Source organism: Acinetobacter sp. UBA6720 (assembly GCF_002454215.1).
In the GTDB taxonomy this organism is placed as follows: Bacteria; Pseudomonadota; Gammaproteobacteria; order Pseudomonadales; family Moraxellaceae; genus Acinetobacter.
The window spans coordinates 15109-16229 of record NZ_DKIK01000068.1 but is presented as its reverse complement, the minus strand read 5'-3'; the positions used below and the strand labels follow the sequence as shown (position 1 = coordinate 16229).

Here is a 1121-nt window from a genome sequence, read left to right as displayed (position 1 = left end):
TCCCACTGGTGAATGTGCGGATCAATGAGTGCAAAGTCCAAATGCTGCATGTTTTTCCCTAAATTATATTCTTTCAGGATTACCTTACTGCAAATTGAGGTATTGCAACATTGTATTTCATTTCAAATACGACGAAATGAAAAAAGCCTGCACGAGGCAGGCTTTGATTGATCAGTGATCGTGTTTGTGGTCATGCTTATTGGCATGAAATTCTTCGTTATGACGGAAACGAAGATAGTTTTCAAACTGTTCACAATATTCGTCATAGTTGTCTTCCAGCATCATTTGGAATTGCTGCAAAATATAAGACATGACTTGCTCTTTGGCATCACGCATTTCATCGCCATCTTTAAAGTTGTTGGCTGCTACCCACGTGTTAAAACGGGCTGTACCAAACAACATTGCTGCGCTCACTTGTCCACGCATTTCAGCAGGTTTCACTTGTGAACCTTTTTCAGTGCGACAAAAATCGTTTGCTTGCTTAATAAATTCATCTGCACGTTCAAAGAATTTAGCATTCAACGCTTCTTCTTCGGTGACATCTGTTGCTTCAATCTTCTGAACCATGAACTTGTCCTAAAATACATAAATAACTCAGACTGCATTATAGGCAAAGCCTTGCAGAAACTAAACCTTTGCCTTAATCTAAAAATAGCCTAAGCAGTAAAATAGAGAATATTCATGCAAGATGCGATTGCGGTACAAAGTTTAAAAAGTGATATTGCATTATTGCGTCAAAACATTTGGCCACCACAAAATTTGGCCAATGTCGAAGGCTTACCGATTTATTACGCTACAAAAGCAGAGGTTGAGGACTACTACCGTCAGTGGACGGGTTTGCTTGAGCGGGCGCAAGACTTATTCCAACCCTTTATGGAAGATGAGGTACTGGACGCGATTCATTTACCCAGTCATTTGAATTTACCGCTGTTTTATTTTCACGTCGATCGTATTCGGATTAATAAAACCCGTGCCAAAGAGTCTAAAAGTTTTCGCGGTATTGCGAGCTTAATCGAAAAATGTGGGCAGTTTGAACCCGAGCAAATCCAAGCTATGCGCGCTTGGTTGGACAGCGATGATAATGCCGCCTTGGTTGCGCATAGGGAGTTTATTGACCTCAG

The 1121-nt window shown here is 40.9% G+C and carries 2 protein-coding genes; one reads left to right on the top strand and one right to left on the bottom strand.

Annotated features, from left to right (window positions below):
- Nucleotides 1-171 precede the first annotated feature (171 nt).
- Complete coding sequence (locus B4F08_RS05645) at nucleotides 172-567, bottom strand: DUF3144 domain-containing protein (RefSeq protein ID WP_086210199.1); 396 nt, start codon at nucleotides 565-567, stop codon at nucleotides 172-174.
- A 114-nt stretch (nucleotides 568-681) separates the two neighbouring features.
- Between B4F08_RS05645 and B4F08_RS05640 the strand changes: the two genes are divergently transcribed.
- A partial coding sequence (locus tag B4F08_RS05640) for a hypothetical protein (RefSeq protein ID WP_291373704.1) occupies nucleotides 682-1121 on the top strand: 440 nt, incomplete at its 3' end.